Origin of the sequence: Clostridium acetobutylicum ATCC 824 (assembly GCF_000008765.1) — a bacterium.
Lineage (GTDB): Bacteria > Bacillota > Clostridia > Clostridiales > Clostridiaceae > Clostridium_S > Clostridium_S acetobutylicum.
The window spans coordinates 3891764-3910879 of sequence record NC_003030.1; the positions used below are offsets into that span (position 1 = coordinate 3891764).

Here is a 19116-nt window from a genome sequence, read left to right on the forward strand (position 1 = left end):
TCCCATTTAAAATACGAGCTCATATTCATATTTTAAGTATACTCTTCTCTTTCCATTCAGTCAATATAATATGAATACAAGCTCACATTATATTGACTATGATATACCTTAATGATAAAATATTCGCATAGAAACCTAACAATTGGAGGATAATTTAAATTGAGAAATCCTAAACAAACACGTGGAAAACAGACTAAAAGTAAAATAATAAACGCAGCTTTTGAACTTTTTTCAGAGAAAGGTTACACTGGCACAAGTTCTAATGAAATTGCTTCAAGAGCTGAGGTTGCAATAGGAAGCTTTTATTCTTACTTTAAGGATAAAAAACAACTTTTTATAGAGGTTTTAAAAGATTACTATGATAACATATCAAAAATATCATTTTCAAATATAAACGGCACTATCTCTAACCTCGATGATTTTTTGTATGAATCCATAAAAATTGCGCTTAAGGCTCATGAATACCATCCTGAATTTCATAGGGAAGTCAACATAATGGAGTTAGCTGATGATGATATAAAGAAATTAATTGTGGGTTATGAGAAGGTAAAGTTTGATTCTTTTAAGAAACTAGTTGAACCTTACAAAAATGAATTTAAAAATCTTAATTTTAATGAAGCTCTATTTCTTATATATACTACAATTGAAAATACAGTTCACGTAATTACATTCTCAACAGACACTAATTTGAACAAAGAAACTCTAATTAAAGAACTGATATCAATGATAAAAAGCTATATTAATGCATAAAAAAATGCAGCACTAGATATAGGAAAATCATGTGTAAGATTACTCTTACCTTGATTTCTTCTCTATTCTTGATGCTGCTGAATTTATGAGACGGAAGCTACCAAGATATGTCTTCATAAATTCATCAAAGGAGAAACAACAATAACTTTACACTTATAAATCAACAAAATTAACTAGGCTCATTTCACTTATTATTATATAGCCTAAATGTTACATCCGTTTTAACAAAATGATGCTTAAGGTTAATTCCATGTTAATATATGTTTACTTTTAGCATTTATCTAAACTTTAAATTTTTCTATAAGAAGCTCTAATTCATCGGCTTTTTTGTTAAGTACACTAGCTAAGGAAGACACTTGTTCCATTGCTGCAAGCTCTTCTTGTGAAGCTGTTGCTACTTCTTGTGCACTAGTTGAAAAATCTCCAGCTATTCGTCTTACTTCCTTAACTGTAGTGGTTACTTTCTCAGAATGACTAAATATAGTTTCTGATACTCCTGTCACACCTTTTATTTGATCTGTTATACTTCTTATAGCTTCTAGTATCTTTTTAAAATCTTCTCCTGCCTCACCTACTACCTTTAAGCCTTCATTAACATTCTTTGTAACAACATCCATCTTACTTATTGAATCAGCACTTTCCTGTTGTATCAAATGTATTATTTCTGAAATTTTATTTGCCGAAGAAGACGACTGTTCAGCTAACTTTCTTACTTCATCAGCAACAACAGAAAAACCCTTACCTGCTTCCCCTGCCCTTGCTGCTTCTATTGATGCGTTTAGCGCTAATAAATTAGTTTCATTTGCTATATCTGTAATTGTATCGATAATTTGTCCTATATTTTTTGATTTCTCTCCTAAACTATAAATAGTAGAATTAGATTCCTTAACAGAATTATTTATATTATTCATCATGCTAACTGTTTCAAGCACAGATTCATTACCCTTTATAGCAAACTCGTTCATTTCATTTGAAGCAAATAGAACTTTATTTGATTGTTCTGCAATATACTCTATATCCTTTGACATCTTCTCAATTGCTTCAAAGGCATCTTTTGAAATTTGCAGCTGTGAATCTGCTCCTTCTGCAACATTTTGAATTGAATTTGCAACATCATTTGCAGCATTAGCTGTTTCTTCTGTGGTCTTAGCTAAAGTTTGTGTTGAATTAATAACCTCACTAGAAACATCTTTACTTGCCATAATCATAGAAGAAAAAGACTTTAGCATATTATTTAATGCGTTTACTATAAGACCTGTTTCATCCTTAGTATCATGTACTATACCTTCATCTAACTTTCCTTCTGCAATTCTGCTTGTACCTTCTTCGATTAATTTTATTGTTCCTTTTATACCTTGATAGAAGGATATAAATAGATAAATTAACACAAGCATTGTTAAAACCGAAATCAATAATACAAAAGTTCGTACATTTCTAGCAAAACTATTATCTAACTTTAATGCATTCATTAGCTCAGAAGATTCATTTCCTATTAATGAGTATATATCTTCTACAGTCTTAGTAGCCGTATTGTAATATTCTTCTGAATCTATAGTTATTTCACTTTTATTTAATAATTCATTATTTATTATATTAATTAAACTTTTTGAACTACCAAATACCTTTGTTGTCTCTGAACTCAACTTTTCCTTTAATTCAGGCATGGTTTTATATACTATATCCATACCTCTTATGGAAGAATTCAAATTATTTGTTGCAGCTTGAGATAAATATAGAAGTTTAGATTTTTCTTCACTTGTTATTGATTTTTTAGCTGCTGCACCTGCTCCCACACCTCTTGCTAATCCCATGTTTTCAGCTACCATCGGTAGTCTATTTACTATCGTATCTACCAAATAAAATCTATCTATCTTTTTCTCTAGTACTAAATTTGACCTATCTGAAATATCATAATTAAGCTGCATTATTTTGTTTATTAAAACAATATGCTTGTCAATAACCTCTTTGCCTTTGTATTTCGTATCTTCTATTTTCAGTAAAGACCAATCATTTTTTATGTTGTTCCATTCATCATTAACATCAATTTTAGTTTTATATTCTTCATTTAATTTATTTATAGCTGTTATGTCACTTTTTACCTCTGCCTCTTTTGCAATTATCTTATCCTTAACTGTTACGTTTCCATTTATGAACATCAGAGTTAAGCCTCTGTGCTGCTGTACATGCTTTAATAAAAGGGTTGTTTCATTAATATAGTTTAGTCCTTTAATTTGCTTATCACTTACTGTAACATCATTATTAAGCTGATTAATAAGAAAAGTGAGTATTGCAACAAGTGGTACCAAAAATACCATGAAAATCAACAAAAATTTTTTAGAATACTTTAACTTATTCATAAGCCTAATTCCGGGGTAAAAAATCCTCTTCATGTATTTTTCCTCCTAATTTTTAATTGCCCATAGGAGATTTATCGTCTTTTATATAAAATAACTAATACATTTTAATTACTTGGCTTAACTTAACAAAATTTTTGTCGTTATTTGTCAACGTTTTCACCCCTCTTATTACTCATGTCCCTAATTTTATTCTTCATAGCTTAATTGCCACTCTATTCCAAACTTATCTACTACATATCCATAACACTTGCTCCAAAAAGTTTCTTGAAGCTCCATCAATACAGTGCCTTTTTCCTTTAACCTATTAAAAATCAACTTAAGTTCATCAATATCATTGATTATAACTACAAGGCTTATATTATTTCCAACAACTAACTTCATACCTGGAACAATATCAGAAAACATTATAGTGCTTCCTTTTACTTCAAGCGCAGCATTAAGTACTAAATTTTTTGTTTCTTCATTAAATTTAGCCCCTTCTTTAGGAGGCATATCACCATATACCATAATTTTAGGTTTCTTTGTTTCAAAAACTTCAGCATAAAATTCAACAGCTTCACGACAGTTTCCATCGAAATTTATATACGCTTGTATTGCCATTATTTCTCCCTTCCTCTTAACTTATTTTCCTCAACATATTTTTTAAAATTATCTAAAATCGCTTGCCAACCTTTTTGCTGCAGGTCAATAGGATTACTTTTTTCTGCTTCAAAGCTTTCAACTATATAGGTTTTATCTTTCTCTGGCTTAAAAGTAATTTCAACACTCCTATCATCATCCATTATGTAGGAAATAAACTCATATAACCTTACTTTATTATATGTTCCGCCAAAATCAAACCCAAAGCTGCCATCCTTTGCTTCCATTTTAGAAACAAACCTTCCTCCCACTCTTAAATCATTTTTAGCTTCTGTAGTGTGCCAATCATCGGAGGCATGATTCCAACTCTTTATATGTTCTGGTTCTGTCCAAGCCTCCCACACCATATCTATAGGAGCATTAACAGTGGTTTCTATAGTTATTTTTATACTATTATCTACTGCTATATTAATCATCTCCTCTGCTTTTATATTCTTTATGTAGTTCTTTTGTTAATATATCCTCTATTTAATTGAATTATCCTTATGAATTTTATTAATTAAAATAAAAAGTGCTCATAACGCTTTAACTTATCGTTATGAACACTTTTGTTTTAAGTCCTCTTATTTTACTTCTGGCTTATTCTATTGCAATATAACTATGTAGAAAAAAAGGCTATTTTGTGTTATAATTCATACACAAGTTTTTCACTATATTTTACCAACCAAGGAGGCTTTTAATGAATTCAAAACATATAAAATCATTCTTAATAGGTTTCTTAGTCTTTTTAAGTGGTGCAATTATTTCTGCTAATCTAGGTGAATTTTTCGATGGAGATTCTGTTGAAAATGCACGTTCATACATAATAACATTTTCAGTATTGTTTCTAGCTAGTGTGGTAGCCGTATCAACATTTCTAATATTAGAGGAAATGAGAAAGAATAAATAATTCCTCTATATTATTTTCTAATTGCCAATATTACAACTAAGTATTCAATTTATATTAAGATTAATTGTCACTGTAAAACATTCTGAAACTGATGCATTCCTATTAACATACTTAAACGTAATAGCTTGAAACCCCTTTTTTAATGTCGTAAAATAAAAATTTCTTCTAGTATAATCTATTCCAACTAAATCATTAGAATTTTTAAATGGAATATTCATTCTTTTATTCTTTAAAAGCTCAACGTTTGAATTATCCATACTATTTTGTAATCTCCACTTAGCACAAATAATACTACTTTCATGTAATGATATAACAAACATTTTATTTGTATCAACATTTATATTTACAAAACTATTATTAGTTACTGTATACTTTTTAATTTTTTCTTTTCCAAGATATACATATAGTATTTTCTTATTTATATCCTGTGAAATATCAAATTTTTGTTTGCTTAAAAATTGGTCTATTGAATTATTTTTAAAAGTATTATTAGATTTTTGTTTATTATTTGGATTTAATATATTTGCTTTTTTACTATAATTACATCCAGAGAAAATCACTATGAAAATAATAATTAAAGACATCAGTGCTTTTTTATTATACATTTTTCATACCTCATCACTAAATATTTCATTATCCTAGATTATTTTTAATATTCCCTGATGCTGTTAAAATGCTATAACTTTTTTATATAATATTTGATAGAATTTATTTGTGAGTGTCAAGGAATAACTATAGTAACCCAATTAATTCTCAATACCGTTTTAGAGGGTTAGGAAGGACACTCACAACGTAATTTATTATATTACTGTAATTATTGTAAGTAAATACAAATGAAGTATAAAGTCATTCATGAATATTTTCGCAGTAAAGCTTATAGCTTACCAAAAGTCAAACTCTTTGTAAATAGGTAAACTATGCCTGCTTAATGGTAAACGTAAAAAGTACCGATATATGTAATCAGTACTTTCATTTAAATTAACTACCAACTCCAACCAGGATAACTGGCTAATACCGAAATGTGATTAACAGATAAATAACCTATAATAATAAAGGAACAAAGTACCAAAAACAATAATTTTTTTACCCTCGAGTTCATATTACCCAACCTTCCTTTCCTTACAATACTCACAAAGTTCATTAATCGATGCGACATCACCCAACCTAGTATAATATTGTATTATATTGAATACCAAACTATGATTAAGACTATCATAGGATCTACCCATATTTTCAGTTAATATAATAAATTCATCCTTAAGTTTTAGTTTGTTACTATTCCCTTTTATCTTGGAAAGTTCATTGAGTATATCTTTCGTTACACTATAGTATTTGAAATCCTTTGATAGCTTTAAAGCTATTGTCAAATACTTAATGCTTTTATCATTATCAGCCATCATAAGATAACTTTTACCTAATTCAGCATATATTTGTGGTAAAGCTTCAAAATCATCAGAAATATTATGAAGATTATTTATAACTGTATTTATACAATTTACAGCCATATCTCTTTTACCCATACGTAAATAAACCTGCGTCATGTTATTATAGTAAACACATAAATTATTAAAATCATCTTTTAAAGTAATACTTATCAACTTATTGTAAATACTTAAAGATTCAGCATAACGCTCTGCCCCATAATAACAATCCGCTTTTAATAACAATACTTTATAATATCTGTCTTCATATGTAGCTTTTATTACAGATTCAAAACCAGTAATTGCATTTAACGCCTTCCCATATTCCCCAAGATAGTTATAATATAGACTCATGTTGAAGGTAAATATACATTTATATTTATCCTCCATTTCAGTAAATCTTCCAAGTGCGTATTTGCAAACACGTATTCCCTCAGCAAAATTACCCGTATGACAATATACTGCGGAAAGCTTACGGAATATAGAAATTACTCTTCTCATATCAGTTTGACATCCAATTAAATATTTTACATTTTCATAATATATATACGCCTTGAGGTGATTATTTACATTTGTGTAGTAATCCCCTGCAATCTCGCATATTTGAATCTTTAAATCTGGCAATTCCCATTTACGATAATAAATTCTCTATTTTTTCAAGCAAAACATTAAAACGATTATCCTTGTACACACTGATTTCCTTAAGGTCCTGTATGTATGAGGCGATCACCTTTTTAGCTTGGGATTCTTCTGTTTCCAAAAGGTACTCTACATTTATACCCTCATCTAGAGTTTCACCTCTTTTTTCTAATATATCTTTTGTATTTCTAATAATAAGTTCTGCTGTACTTCTTGTTAAGTTGGCTTTTCCATGTTCTATCTGACTAATTAAATTACGTGTGAGTTCTGTACCTACAATATCATCTTGATTTAATTTATATTCACTTCTTAATTTCTTTATTTTTTCTCCAATTGTTAAAATGCTAGTCATATAGTTTTATCACTTCCTCAATATGGTAACAAAATTTTTTTACTACAGTATAGCATTTCTTCAATAATATGTAAAGTCATGCTGCTACTGTGCCTATTTGCATTTAATGAGATTATGTAGAAATTATTCTTATAAGAGAGATAAAAAATATAAGGATGGGAGTCATTTTCCCATCCTTTGTTTATTTTTCTTCAAACTTTGGCTTATGTCGTATCCAAGTCTTACCTAAGGCACCAACAAGGAGTCCTATCACGAAGATAACAACCCATCGCCAATCAAAGTCCTTAGTAATATTAGCTAATTTTGGGGTAATATCTTTTGTGGACAATGGCTTAGCAAAGAAATTAAAGATATTATCCGCCTTTACACCATCTGTCCTTGTGTTAGATAAAGTAGCTGCAAAGTTTTTATAGTAGTTTTGACTATTTTTGAAGTCATCGTTCCCTGTACTTAACAGATTATTCGTATTATCAATGACCTTCTTTGCATCATTCTGTGTCTTGGTGACCGTATCCACCATTTGATCGAACTCAGCTGCATTACTCTTGATGATTTGTGCACTTGCCGCCGTATCTTCAGCTTGTTTCGCAGTTGAATTCACCATGTCAGAAATAGTGCTATAAAGTGAATCCCCACCTTCTTTATCATAACAAAGAACAAGATCGTTTTGGTTATATTCCTTCCAAGGTTTTTCTTGAAGTAATATTGTATTATTTGTTGTCCACGCTTTGTATTCTGCATTCAGCGTATCCATTGTTTGATTATACCAAGCCTGCAAATCACTTGACACTTGACTAAAGTAATTACTTGGCAAATTATCGCTCAAGGTTGCTTTCTCTTTTTGAATACTTGCAATATTTGAATTCAACGTTGTCAGAGTATCCGTAACATTTTTAATGTTGGCTTTTCCATAATTCATGAATTGCTTCACATCATCATCGCTCAATCGACTCATAATTTGAGTGACGTCCATATTACCATACATCTTGAAAATAGATTGTTGACTTGCTTCTTGAAAGTCAGAAACCTTAGTACAGCTTTTTATATCAGAATAAGTTGCCCCTGGTGCTCCATAAAGGAAAGTAATCAGACTACTTGCAGTATCAATATTATTGAGTAAGGTCGAGATATAGCCAAACTGACTGCCTCCTGCATATTCAGAAATTGCATTTGCAGGAATAAGACCAAAATTTTCAACAGACGAATCTGTACCACCTGAACCATTATCAACGCTCGCTGTTACCGTTCCACTTGCTGCTTGTCCTAAATCCACTTTATATGTAACAACGTAAGTCATCGGACTAGTTGTCGGTGCAGTCGTGACATTACCTTTACTGTCGGTTATACTTGTTGTTCGATTATCCAAAGTCACAGAATTATCTGGGTTAACTATTGCACCTGTCCCCGTAGGTTTTCCAACTATAGAAATCCCTGAGTTAGAAAGTCCATTTGAAGCCTGAAGTTTTAAAGTATATTCAGTAGCTTTGGGTACGGTAATTGTAATTTGTTTTGTAAAATTCTCATTACTATTATTTACCGTTGGAGCAGCACTAAAATCTGCAGTAGCTGTTTTGATTCCAAATGCTGTAGCATAATTTTTTAGAACCCCCAACTTAGCTTCATAGGTATCCTTTTGTTGTGGCGTCAAAGAACCATTCTTCACTAGTGTAGCTAAGAGAGTATCATAGTCCCCCACATTTACTGACAAATTACTCAAGAGATTGTTTATCGTTTTAGGATAAGCTGTTCCCGAGATATTATCTCTTTTGCCAAAGGAAGTTGCAATCATTTTAGCCATTGCACTTCTTGCATTATCTGCTGTTTCAAGACTAGTAAAATCAGTTTTATCTGGTGTTGGACTAATATCTTGTCCGTAGAATCGTAAATACATATCTTTTTCAAGATTTAATAGTGTTGTTTGTTTGCCTGTCAAACTATCAATCTGTGTACCAATGTTGTCATGTACCCCACTAATCAAAGTGTTATAACTCGAAATTTGATTTTTTAATTTTGCATAGACACCTGTTTCATTGCCAGAAGCATCCGTATTATGAAACTGCTGCACGGCTTGCACCGCCTTATTATATGCTGCTGTGTACTGGTCATAATAGTAGCTTTTATCCGAGTTTGCTTGATTAGTAATACCCTGATTGGCATTTGTAAGGTTAATATCAGTGATCTTCCTTTGGGTATCAAAATAATTGGTTAGATTTGGTAGCATTCCGTTGAATGAAGAACTACTTTCGTTCAACAGATTAACGACTGAATTGGTAAAGCTGTTTTGTTCTTGAATCCAACTATCATTTTCAGATTTCAAACCATTTGCAATGGAAACAACTGAACTATAAGACTCGTTGGTTGTCTGAAAAGGTCCATACACATTATCATTAAGTGATGAGAGGAGCGTGCCTTGACTCTTAACAACATTGCCCATATTCGTTTGTGCATTTGCGACATTTCCTGCCACAGAAGCATAATACATCTTGACAATGGAAGTATTGAAATCATAAAGCACATTCACGATCTTATCTTGCAAGAGTTTATTGTTCAGCTGTGACTTAGATGCAAGTACTTTATAATCTAGCTCCGCTTTTTGAGGATTTAATGCCTGAAGTGTTAAAATATTGTGCGTGAAATTTTGTGGAAGATAAATAACAGCATCAACAGAACCATCAGCATAGGCTTTGTTTGCTACCGAGCGTGACAGGACTTGCCAATTATACTTATTGTCATTCGACACAAGGTTCACGAAGGTTTCACCAAAGTTATAATTTGTGCCATTAAACGTTTGGGGCTGATCTTCATTAACTAGAGCAATAATCGGCTTTGTAGTTTGTACTGTTTGTACTTGTTTATGAAGATTCCTATTCAGCAAAAACGTAAGACCAGCCACACAAACAAGCAGAAAAAGGATAACACCTGATTCAATCAGACGAGACTTTTTCATTTTCTTATCAAATTTTTCCGAAAAACTCTTAGAATTTGTCATCTTTGTTTTATTTCGCATTTCTATTCTCCTTTAATGTCTGTTATACACTGGTTTTTCAAAAAGTTTCACTAGTTACAATATTATAGCTTAAAATTTTTCTATTATCAATGTTGCCAAATATTCCTATAACAAGTAGTTCTTTTATTATATAGCAAAACTCCTCCTAAGCTATCATTTTTCTGCAAATATTTATAGATATTTTTCAATATCTCCGATTTCTTCTTCTTGGTTAACTTCTCATGGTTAAAAGGATGCTTTTAAATAGTAATCAATACTTCTCTCCAGTTGTTTTTTTTATAGCTGGAATATTTAATTTTTTGTTTACAGTCTTGTTTATGAGAGCTGTAATTCGCTTTGCATGGTTCAGCTTATTTTAATTATAGAAAAGTCCATGCTATGATGTGTAAAAGTATTTAACCATTAAAAATCAGTAAAGATACAGTCATATAACTGTATCTTTACTATTGTAACCAACTATTAATTACTATACATTATCTTGCAGTTAATTCATGAAATCCTTAATAGAATAGTTTGGGTTTCTATTTTGAAAAGAGGTATGTATAGAAGTTAGCGGAATTATAATGAAGGGTTATTAGACCCTCTTTTTTGATTATAAAGTTGTCTATTTTAACTTAGAACTATCAGCATTAATAGTTGAAGTAGATTTATCTGACACTCTGACTTTATTAGGTTTTACCATATCAACAAAGTAACCAAGGGCTGCTAAGATTACTAATATAACCGGAACCGATTGTCCTAACGTGTAAGCATTTGTAAGGAGTCCAACAATCACCATACTTAATAATGCTAGCACTGTCAATATCTTATGTCTTACAAAAAAATTCCTATGATCTTTACCGCAATTAGAACATATGCTTCTCTTTGCTATTTCTTTACCACATGCTTTACACTTTATCAATTTACTCATTTAAATCTTCCTTTGTCTTACTTTTTTGTATCTTAATTTTTTTCCATTATATTATAACAACACAAGCATTCTTTATCAATAATGCTTAAAGTACACTTATAGCTAAAAACCAATGGAGTATGAGGAAAATATTTATTTTATTTTTCTCCTCTCATACCATCAAACCCACAGCAGATTTTCACTGCCAAGTTTCCTCCCATGCTGGGCGCACTAAAAATAATAGCCTCACTTTAACTTGAGACTATTATCAAACAAAATATATTTTCTCTAGATTGAAAATTTGTCATATTAATTTGTTCTTTTAATATACCAATATAACCTTACAATCGTTTATACTACATTAATTTTACACATAGCTTTGCATTAAATATAATGTTTTTACTCTTTAAATTTGCCCCAAACTATTGTTCCTTTTTCATTAATAATGTTATCAAAGGCTTCCCAAACACTATCTCCTACCCACGCTGTTGAATCAAATATCCTTCCTGACTCTGATATATATAGATATATATTAAAATCATAAAGCGAACCTATAAGCATAACTTTTTCATCCACATAATCCTCCAGCCCAAAGTTAAAGCTATTTCCAAGTCCTACCGTTTCTTTAATGCAAGTAGTATGTTTAGATGTTTTTGTAGACCCGTCTTTTCTCTTCTTCTCAACATTTATTTTTAATTCTCCAAACTCTTCCATAAATCTTTTAGCACTTTCTAAAACTTCAAATCCTCTTTCTTCAAGAAATTTTACATTTTCTGATATATCTATTTTTCTTCCCTCATACCATCCTGACTTCTTTAATACTTCTATTGTTTTATTTGATATTTCCATTTTAATACCCCCTAATTATCAATGTTATAAGTTCCTTTAAATGTCCTTTGGCAATTGTCACATGGTTCTGCGAATCCACCATATAAATTTTCAGTACGATAAACCAAATCATCATATCTTGCACCTTTTAATATTGCATCTCTTGAACTCCAAATTTCTGCACAATTGTCAACATTCCATCGATATTCAAAGCTTGGTTCACCATACTGATTAAATTCACCTTCATCTGCTGCTGCCTTTTTTACTCTTTCAATATCAGCTCTTAATTTAGCCATATCTTCTTTAACAAACTCTTTATTTTTTCCAACCCAAAAGCTATCAGGTAAACTTTCTAAATGCTCATCAGATAATAAACTTCTATAATATTTAGTGTAATCCTCAGGTGTTTTACAAAACTTTCTAGGATCAACTCCTGTATAATCTTTTATTGTTGGGTTATATTTCCAAATACCACTTCCGGCTTCACCTTTTAAGTTTAAATCTCCTAAATCCGCAGTTGAACAAATTTTACTTATTCCATTTGCAACACTACTATCAATAACTTTTCTGGTAAAATATCCTGAGCTTCTGACACCATCTGGGATAGAGCCTGTTTTATTATCTTTTAGTGGTAGATTTGACTATTTTCAACGTCTATTATTATTTTATTATTCTAAAAAAGTACCAATCTATTTAGATTAGTACTTATAATTTAAATAAGTATCTTTTAATTTTACAATCAATACTTACTTATTACCTATTAATTCTTAATTATTAAATAAATCCATCCCATTGCATCCAATTTGTCACAATATCATAGTTAAGAATTCTATCCCAAAATTCTTCCGCATTATTACCAAAAAATCCATGTTCGGTAAACATTTTTCCTGATTCAGAAATCATTAAATATTGGTTCCCATTTAATGATCCAACAACAACTAATTTTTCTTCAACATATTCTTCTTCATACTCGCTAATACAATCTCTTGATAACATACCATTCAAACTTTTTATCATATTAGTAGTATATAAATCATATCTATTGAAATGATATTTTTTAATATCTTCCTCTGGTATTCTAGGATTGATTGGACAGTACACATCTATCATTCCAAATTCCTCCAAAAACTTTTTTGCTTCTGGAAATATTTCAAATCCTCTTTTTTCATAATATACAACTAAATCTGTTATATCAATCTTTCTATTTGGATGCCACCCGGATTTTTTCAATATCTCAATAGTTTTTTCTTTCATTAAATATCACCTACCTAATCACTAATACATCTTCCTGAATGTAAAAATTCTTTAAATGTTTGCTGGCAATTTAAACAAATTTTCAACTTTCCTCCACGTAAGTTTTTCCAAAAGCTTTTGCGAATGCAGCTGAAGCAGTCCCAAAGTCACTTACTGTTCCTTTTATTTTAGTCAATACACTCTTAGCATTTTTTGCACTTGAAACAACTCCAGTTGTTTGTCCTATAACAATTATATCCATTTATTAATTGATTATTTATAATTATATCAGTTATATGTTCCCAATTTCATTAACTTTTAAGTAGAATTATCGAACCCAGATCTTCCTAGCTTATCAGGCTACGCATATCTTCTATGTTCGTTTTACTGAATCCTAAAGATGTCTGTTATAATTAACCAGGGAGTCCTTTATCATATGCTTATACTTGTACAACTGTTAAAAAGATTTTAATTGTTTATCAATACCTATTAAATCAGTATCTTTAGGCTTTATTCGACACTTTTTAAGTTTAAATGCCACTCTCATTCACAGTTCTTTAAATCTCTGTTTTCTTAGGTATTATTGTTGCTTTTTAATGTAGTTCTTTTAAAAAATGTATTTATAGCGTATGTTAATACTAAAAAATAATGAATCAGCCTACTTAAATTCAGCTGATTCATTTCATTTATCACTGCATTATTAATATAATGTAGTAAGTTAACCTATAATGTTTATTAACTTTACTACAAATTTATATTAGTCTTTCTTATGTAGTGAGTTTCTGCATTTTTATGAATTATATTTCTCCAGTATTTTAATATCAATCTCATCTAAAATAGCCTCTGACTTATCAAAAACAGTCATTAGGACTCAACCTAATGACTGTTCTATTTATTATAATTTAGAAATATTCTTCATTTTTATATTTGGAACAGCGCTGAAACTTTTTTCCTGCCTTATAATCTATCCAGTTTAAAAAACCACTTTTATATTCACCTAACAGTCCATTCCAAAAGTTGTCACTATCTTCTGCCCACATTCCCTCACTAACAAAGAATTTGCCAGATTCAGAAATACATACAATATATTCACCTTGATATAATTTACATACAGGAATTGTTCGTTCTCCAACTTTTTCATCATAATTTGCATTATGTTCATAATAATATTTCATATCTTCATAACATGTTGAATGTTCATCATAATCTTCGTCTCCAAAAGAATCTATATATTTAGCTATAATATGGACTTCACCAAACTCTTCCATAAATTTTCTTGCAGCCTCAAATACTTCATACCCTTCACTTTCAAGCATTTTAACCTGATTTGTTATATCTATCTTTTGGTTTTCAATCCACCCTGATCTTTTCAATATCTTTTTTACTCTTTCTTCTAACATATTATTTCACCTTTCCTACATTATTTAAATTTCTAAATGTTCTTTTACAATTTTCGCATGGTTTAGCATAATTCCCTGAACCAGTTTCTACACATTTGAAACTTATATCATCAAATTTAGCACCATTTAGTATTGCTTTTCTAGTACTCCATACTTCTGCACAATTCTCTACATTCCAATCTTTAAAAGAAGGTTCTCCAGTTAATTTGCTAAATTTACCAGCTATTCTAGCCTCATTCTTAGTATTTTCAATAGCATCTGTCAATTTCTTCATTTCAGAAATAACATCATCTTTTACAAGACCTTTACTTGTGAAATATTCATCTGGCAATGTTTTTATATAATCTTCTGTTAATGTATGCTCATAATATTTCGAATAAGCAACTGATTCATCTCCATACTCTTTAAGTATTTTATTATACATATTTTTATCAAATTTTTCACCATCAGTTAATATAGTTGGATTATACTGATGACTATTTGATGTTGCCATAGATACTGTGTCCAAATTTTCACCATATGCAACAGCAGTTTTTCCATAAACATCACCATTTATATTTTTTCTAAAACTATCTAGTTTTTCAGATACAGAATTTATTAATGATTTTTCATCAGTACATAAATAAACATTATCTTCCCCATATTTTTCTTTCAAATAATTATACCACTCTTCCGTAGAGTAATTACCCTCTCCACTAGGATTACCCATCACCTTATCTTCGCTCTTAACGGCCTTCACAAAGTTATCCTTAATATCTCCAACTCCATTTTTAAAATTCTTCACTACTTCACTAAACTCTATATTAGGTCCTACACTAACTCGACCTACACCGGGCATTTCAACTTCTACTTGACGAGTTAATCCTTTTAAATCTTTTCCTGTATTTTTTAATACCTTGCCAAAATCTTTTATTGCTTCTCCTGACGCTGGTAACAGCTTTCCATTTACAAATCCTGCTGCTTTTTTAACATCATCAAGCGTTCTTCCTGTTAAATTAATTATATTCTCTGCATTTTTTGCACTTGAAACAACAACGGATTTTGTTAAATCACCTATAGCGCCCTTACCTTCACTAAATACTGTACGCAAATCTGCAACTTTACTACCAATGTTATCAACGGTTCTCCATGGCAAAGTAGCTATATTCTTAGCATTTTCTACACTTGAAACAGCGATGGATTTCGAGAACGTACCTACTTTACCAAGCAAACTTTCCGCCTTGCTTGCCTTACCAGCCGCAGCACCTATATCTCCTTGATTTACTACTATAAAAAGCAATGAACTAGCCTACTCAATTTTCAGCTAGTTCATTTGATCTTCTCACTGCATTATTACAATTAGAAATCCTTTTTATTCATTTGAAGTATATGGAGCAATATCAGCACTTTTATATTCTTGCATAATAAATTTTCCTTCTTCGTCAACTGTATTTACCTCAGTACAAATATTAATTAAGATTCCATCATTTACGGTAAAGTGAACATAACATCATAAGGATCTTTATTTTCAAAGAATTCATAATATAAATTTCTTATCTCTTTTGAATTTATATCTACATTTTTACATAACAGCTCACCTAAGTGTTCTAAAATTCTTCCCTCTTTTTCAGTAAATACTTTTTCCTCAATTAGATAGTTAGCACCACCTGGTGTATTCCATCCCCAATCGTCAATTGCGTTAATAAGATCTGAATACTGAGTCGACACACAATATATACTTTCATATTTTGAACACAAAGGATGAACTATTAGTATAAATGTCGATAAAATATTTAAACGATCATATATCCTATGTGCAGTTTTAACATCTTCACATATTTCACTAAATTCTTGTAGTATCTTTTCATCATCATAATCTATCAAAAATATAAGTATTTTTATTGCAATTTTTTTATCTAATTTTTTCAATAATTGATGGATTATTTTATTTTTTTCTATGCCTAAGGCAATAAAACACTTAAGGCAATCCTGTGCATCCTGAATATTAATACTAATTTCATCTTCAGCAAGTGCATCTATATATTTATCAAGTAATTTTTCATTATCATCAAATAATAATACTTCTTCCCCTTCATCATATTTACAATATAAATAATTTACTATAATTTCAATAAGTATTCTTTTAGTTAAACTATCCTTTACCATAGGCAATAGATTAACTAACTTACTAATTGATTCCCCCTCTATACACTCGAAACGACTATATTCTCTTACTGATTTTAATGAATCATAAATACACCACTCTTCTTCAGAATAATTATTAACTGTATAATTTATTATAACTTCTATTATATTCACTTAATTCTTCACTCCTTATTAATGTTGCTGAATTATTTTCCACTCTATGACATTTTCATCTTCCTTATAAAGTAATCTCATTATGTTTGATGAATTGTTAGTAGCTGAAAGGTCTAGTGAAGTCCATCCTGCAAAATTATCTCCTCCAGTAGTTCTTTTATCAAATAATGGATGTTCTCTATATTTTGATAATCTATTAGCTGCAGCACTATCCCCATTTCTTCTAGCAATAAGATCATTTAAATGCTGATTAGCTAATCGCTTCTCTTCTTTCGTTAATCGATGTCCAGGTCTATTAGTATGTGCCCCTTTGCTTCTAGGAATTTTTTCGTTTAAAGCACTTCTAGGATGAGGTATTGGGTCATGTTCTATTCCCAATAACTTTTCTGGTGGAATAGTCTCAACTTCTGTCTCCACCTCAGACATCTTACCTTTAATCCATTGTGCATACCTATCTTGACATATTTTGTCTGCATCTACATGTTCTATATTTTGCTTACTTATTTTGCTGAAAATTGAGCCATCATCGCCTGCAACCTGAAATGCATATCTGATACCATTACCTTGACTAAGTGCTGTACTCAAATCTGCAAACTTACTCCTAAGATTACCAAGTGTTCTTCCTGTTAAATTAATTATATTCTCCGCATTTTTTGCACTTGAAACAACGACTGAATTTGTTAAATCACCTATAGCGCCCTTACCTTCACTAAATACTGTACGCAAATCTGCAACTTTACTACCAAGGTTATCAACGGTTCTCCATGGTGAAGTAGCTATATTCTTAGCATTTTCTACACTTGAAACAGCGATGGATTTCGAGAACGTACCTACTTTACCAAGCAAACTTTCCGCCTTGCTTGCCTTACCAGCCGCAGCTCCTATATCTCCTGGATTAACAACGAAACTTAAAACCGTCCCAGTTGTTTGTCCTATAGTATAAGCATTTCCACTACTAAGTTTGTTCCAATAGTTTCCAACTCCTGCTTTGAATTGTGCTTGTGCTTCAGGATTAGTCCATAAAGTATGAACTGTGTCACCTATGTCATATACGTCGAGCTGATACTTTGCTCCAACAAATTGAATAGCAGCATCGCCACAACCAGCTGCAAACTGCAAAGCAGGATTTCCCGTTTTTACTAAAGGCTCCCCAATATTCTTGTTATACCATTGCTCAGCTCCATTTGTCAAGCTTCCCAATATGTTAAAACTATTACCAGTTGTTGCTATTGAAGCATGATTGATAGCACCATTAACACCTCCAACAATAAGCATAACACCAAATTCCGATCCAACTCCTGTGGCGACAAGGACTACTCCTGCACAAACTTCCAGTGCATCCCAAATAAGTCCTTTCTTGGCTTTCTCCTTTGCCGCCTCTTCCATTCGATCCTGGTCAACTTTATAGTTCTTACCAATTCTATCCCAATTAGCCTTAAAGTCTTTCTGATTATCTTGTACATACTTGGCATTAACCTTAAAAGCATTCACAAAATCCTTACTTATAAGCTTGCTAAAGCTTCCCGGACTATAAGAATATCCACGTGGAACCGAAAGCGTACTCTTCAAGAGAGATGTTGTCTGTGCAATTAAATCTTGAACATTATCAAAGTCTTTATATGAACTTTCGTATTTATTCCATTTATCATTGAGATCGCTCACCGTTTTTTCCATGTCTTTCATACCTTTAGCAACATTGAAGAGACGTTTGCTGCCTGCTCCTCTTAGGGATATAATATCCTCTGCTTCATCTGAAATAGCTTTTAACTTATTGCCAATAGAAGTAAAATCAGATTGGTGTGAGCTTAGATTATTCTCATGGGCATCAAAATCCTCTTTAATGAGCTTGAAACTCTCGTCACTATCCACTTCTAAATAACCTTTAACATACTTTCCAAGTGCCATTTCATAATTGTTAAGGAGAAGCTCAAGGGTTTGAATCAAGGTCATATGTACTTCGTTAATATAAGCTTTCATTGCATTAGCTGCGTTGCCTTTTATGGCATTAGTTTGGCTTAATTGAGTCATTGCCTGACTCAATTCATCAAGGGGCTCTGTCCTATTTTTAATTCCTAGTGCAATTCGAACAGAAAGGTCGGTCAGTTCCTCATAATATAGTTCACTATTACTCATCGTTTTGCCCCCTGATTATCAGTATTTTCAATATTGACACCCAATTGGCGAAACTCCTTTAAGTCATGTGCTGCCATTTCTCCATAAGAACTCACCAATTTTGTGAGATCATCGTAAATTTTGAAAATGGTATGTATTTTATCAACTTTAAGGTGATCATATTTGTTGTCTAAACCATTTCTAACTCCTGCTACCTTCGATGCAATTTTTCCAACCTTCATAACTTGAGTTTTATGTTTGTTAGTATTAACTGATACCTCGTTTCCCATATCTTTCCCCCT

19 protein-coding genes are annotated in these 19116 nt (G+C 31.1%); 2 read left to right on the plus strand and 17 right to left on the minus strand.

All coding sequences use genetic code 11. From position 1 onward, the window contains the following. Positions 1-159 precede the first annotated feature (159 nt). Entirely contained in the window at positions 160-750 is a 591-nt protein-coding gene (locus tag CA_RS18965) for a TetR/AcrR family transcriptional regulator (protein ID WP_010966948.1), read from the plus strand. A 281-nt stretch (positions 751-1031) separates the two neighbouring features. Here the strand turns inward: CA_RS18965 and CA_RS18970 are convergent, their stop codons facing one another. The 3 genes from CA_RS18970 to CA_RS18980 form a co-directional block, all read right to left on the minus strand. After that, positions 1032-3140 (minus strand): methyl-accepting chemotaxis protein, encoded by a 2109-nt coding sequence (locus CA_RS18970; RefSeq protein WP_010966949.1) that lies wholly within the window; start codon positions 3138-3140, stop codon positions 1032-1034. Positions 3141-3293: 153 nt separating this feature from the next. Continuing rightward, positions 3294-3707, minus strand: coding sequence for a VOC family protein (locus tag CA_RS18975; protein ID WP_010966950.1), 414 nt, complete (start codon positions 3705-3707; stop codon positions 3294-3296). Continuing rightward, the gene (locus tag CA_RS18980) at positions 3707-4162 is read right to left on the minus strand and encodes an SRPBCC family protein (protein WP_010966951.1); all 456 of its coding nucleotides are present in this window, start codon (positions 4160-4162) and stop codon (positions 3707-3709) included. Before CA_RS18980 ends, CA_RS18975 begins: the two co-directional genes overlap by 1 nt. 263 nt (positions 4163-4425) lie before the next feature. Here CA_RS18980 and CA_RS18985 point away from each other — a divergent pair, with 263 nt between their 5' ends. Beyond that, positions 4426-4635, plus strand: coding sequence for a hypothetical protein (locus tag CA_RS18985; RefSeq protein ID WP_013913632.1), 210 nt, complete (start codon positions 4426-4428; stop codon positions 4633-4635). Positions 4636-4679: 44 nt separating this feature from the next. Here CA_RS18985 and CA_RS18990 read toward each other — a convergent pair whose 3' ends face one another. The 14 genes from CA_RS18990 to CA_RS19050 all read right to left on the minus strand — a co-directional run bounded on the left by CA_RS18990 (position 4680) and on the right by CA_RS19050 (position 19104). Beyond that, on the minus strand, positions 4680-5240 hold the full coding sequence (locus tag CA_RS18990) for a protease inhibitor I42 family protein (protein ID WP_010966953.1): 561 nt from the start codon (positions 5238-5240) through the stop codon (positions 4680-4682). A 495-nt stretch (positions 5241-5735) separates the two neighbouring features. Beyond that, the gene (locus tag CA_RS20295; protein ID WP_010966955.1) at positions 5736-6557 is read right to left on the minus strand and encodes a tetratricopeptide repeat protein; all 822 of its coding nucleotides are present in this window, start codon (positions 6555-6557) and stop codon (positions 5736-5738) included. Between the two features lie 130 nt (positions 6558-6687). Then, on the minus strand, positions 6688-7047 hold the full coding sequence (locus CA_RS20300; RefSeq protein ID WP_010966956.1) for a helix-turn-helix domain-containing protein: 360 nt from the start codon (positions 7045-7047) through the stop codon (positions 6688-6690). 181 nt (positions 7048-7228) lie between these two features. Beyond that, positions 7229-10054: a type VII secretion protein EsaA gene (esaA, locus tag CA_RS19000; RefSeq protein WP_010966957.1), complete on the minus strand. Its 2826-nt coding sequence runs from the start codon at positions 10052-10054 to the stop codon at positions 7229-7231. 604 nt (positions 10055-10658) lie between these two features. Further along, a complete protein-coding gene (locus CA_RS19005) occupies positions 10659-10964 on the minus strand; it encodes a hypothetical protein (protein ID WP_010966958.1) in 306 nt (101 codons plus the stop codon). A gap of 378 nt (positions 10965-11342) precedes the next feature. Next, on the minus strand, positions 11343-11792 hold the full coding sequence (locus CA_RS19010) for an SUKH-3 domain-containing protein (RefSeq protein ID WP_010966959.1): 450 nt from the start codon (positions 11790-11792) through the stop codon (positions 11343-11345). An 11-nt stretch (positions 11793-11803) separates the two neighbouring features. Then, positions 11804-12067: a hypothetical protein gene (locus tag CA_RS19015; protein ID WP_013913634.1), complete on the minus strand. Its 264-nt coding sequence runs from the start codon at positions 12065-12067 to the stop codon at positions 11804-11806. A gap of 478 nt (positions 12068-12545) precedes the next feature. Beyond that, positions 12546-13025, minus strand: a complete 480-nt coding sequence (locus CA_RS19020; protein ID WP_010966960.1) for an SUKH-3 domain-containing protein — start codon at positions 13023-13025, stop codon at positions 12546-12548. 82 nt (positions 13026-13107) lie between these two features. Further along, entirely contained in the window at positions 13108-13266 is a 159-nt protein-coding gene (locus tag CA_RS19025) for a hypothetical protein (RefSeq protein ID WP_013913635.1), read from the minus strand. 640 nt (positions 13267-13906) lie between these two features. After that, positions 13907-14404: an SUKH-3 domain-containing protein gene (locus tag CA_RS19030; RefSeq protein ID WP_010966961.1), complete on the minus strand. Its 498-nt coding sequence runs from the start codon at positions 14402-14404 to the stop codon at positions 13907-13909. 1 nt (position 14405) lies between these two features. Continuing rightward, complete coding sequence (locus CA_RS19035; RefSeq protein WP_010966962.1) at positions 14406-15683, minus strand: hypothetical protein; 1278 nt, start codon at positions 15681-15683, stop codon at positions 14406-14408. Positions 15684-15871: 188 nt separating this feature from the next. After that, positions 15872-16702, minus strand: a complete 831-nt coding sequence (locus tag CA_RS19040; RefSeq protein WP_010966963.1) for a hypothetical protein — start codon at positions 16700-16702, stop codon at positions 15872-15874. A gap of 18 nt (positions 16703-16720) precedes the next feature. Next, positions 16721-18835 (minus strand): T7SS effector LXG polymorphic toxin, encoded by a 2115-nt coding sequence (locus tag CA_RS19045; protein ID WP_010966964.1) that lies wholly within the window; start codon positions 18833-18835, stop codon positions 16721-16723. After that, a complete protein-coding gene (locus CA_RS19050) occupies positions 18832-19104 on the minus strand; it encodes a hypothetical protein (RefSeq protein ID WP_010966965.1) in 273 nt (90 codons plus the stop codon). The genes CA_RS19045 and CA_RS19050 overlap by 4 nt, the downstream gene beginning before the upstream one ends. Between the last annotated feature and the right edge of the window lie 12 nt (positions 19105-19116).

What these genes read in the sequence shown, in the direction of transcription:
- CA_RS19030 (WP_010966961.1), bottom strand. Translation starts at nt 14,404, where the DNA reads ATGTTAGAAGAAAGAGTAAAAAAGATATTGAAAAGATCAGGGTGGATT.
- CA_RS19025 (WP_013913635.1), bottom strand. Translation starts at nt 13,266, where the DNA reads ATGGATATAATTGTTATAGGACAAACAACTGGAGTTGTTTCAAGTGCA.
- CA_RS19005 (WP_010966958.1), bottom strand. Translation starts at nt 10,964, where the DNA reads ATGAGTAAATTGATAAAGTGTAAAGCATGTGGTAAAGAAATAGCAAAG.
- CA_RS19045 (WP_010966964.1), bottom strand. Translation starts at nt 18,835, where the DNA reads ATGAGTAATAGTGAACTATATTATGAGGAACTGACCGACCTTTCTGTT.
- CA_RS19050 (WP_010966965.1), bottom strand. Translation starts at nt 19,104, where the DNA reads ATGGGAAACGAGGTATCAGTTAATACTAACAAACATAAAACTCAAGTT.
- CA_RS20295 (WP_010966955.1), bottom strand. Translation starts at nt 6,557, where the DNA reads ATGAGAAGAGTAATTTCTATATTCCGTAAGCTTTCCGCAGTATATTGT.
- CA_RS18970 (WP_010966949.1), bottom strand. Translation starts at nt 3,140, where the DNA reads ATGAAGAGGATTTTTTACCCCGGAATTAGGCTTATGAATAAGTTAAAG.
- CA_RS19010 (WP_010966959.1), bottom strand. Translation starts at nt 11,792, where the DNA reads ATGGAAATATCAAATAAAACAATAGAAGTATTAAAGAAGTCAGGATGG.
- esaA (WP_010966957.1), bottom strand. Translation starts at nt 10,054, where the DNA reads ATGCGAAATAAAACAAAGATGACAAATTCTAAGAGTTTTTCGGAAAAA.
- CA_RS19015 (WP_013913634.1), bottom strand. Translation starts at nt 12,067, where the DNA reads ATGGCTAAATTAAGAGCTGATATTGAAAGAGTAAAAAAGGCAGCAGCA.
- CA_RS18975 (WP_010966950.1), bottom strand. Translation starts at nt 3,707, where the DNA reads ATGGCAATACAAGCGTATATAAATTTCGATGGAAACTGTCGTGAAGCT.
- CA_RS18990 (WP_010966953.1), bottom strand. Translation starts at nt 5,240, where the DNA reads ATGTATAATAAAAAAGCACTGATGTCTTTAATTATTATTTTCATAGTG.
- CA_RS18980 (WP_010966951.1), bottom strand. Translation starts at nt 4,162, where the DNA reads ATGATTAATATAGCAGTAGATAATAGTATAAAAATAACTATAGAAACC.
- CA_RS19020 (WP_010966960.1), bottom strand. Translation starts at nt 13,025, where the DNA reads ATGAAAGAAAAAACTATTGAGATATTGAAAAAATCCGGGTGGCATCCA.
- CA_RS20300 (WP_010966956.1), bottom strand. Translation starts at nt 7,047, where the DNA reads ATGACTAGCATTTTAACAATTGGAGAAAAAATAAAGAAATTAAGAAGT.
- CA_RS18985 (WP_013913632.1), top strand. Translation starts at nt 4,426, where the DNA reads ATGAATTCAAAACATATAAAATCATTCTTAATAGGTTTCTTAGTCTTT.